The following is a 255-nucleotide window of genomic DNA, read 5'->3' on the forward strand; positions in this document are numbered from 1 at the left end:
TACCTACTTTAAATCTTGGCTTACGATACCCTCGGGCAGATTTCAGTTGAGCGTCACGCATCATCTTTGCGACTCTGTTCTCACCGCATGCAATACCAGCTTCCTTTAAATCCCGATGGATACGTGGACTCCCATAAATTCCACCGCTCTCAACATAAGCTTGTTTAATTTCAGTCAGAATCTGCACATTTGCCTTCGCGCGTTCAGATAAAGGATTCTTCTTCCAAGCATAGAATCCGCTACGATTTACCTTTA

Annotated in this window: 1 protein-coding gene; it reads right to left on the bottom strand. The window is 43.9% G+C overall.

Annotation, left to right across the window (positions count from 1 at the left end):
- On the bottom strand, positions 1 to 255 hold a 255-nt coding region (locus tag ACO0LE_RS20290), incomplete at both ends, for an IS3 family transposase (RefSeq protein ID WP_422962131.1).

The organism is Undibacterium sp. Xuan67W, assembly GCF_049340165.1.
Lineage (GTDB): Bacteria > Pseudomonadota > Gammaproteobacteria > Burkholderiales > Burkholderiaceae_D > Undibacterium.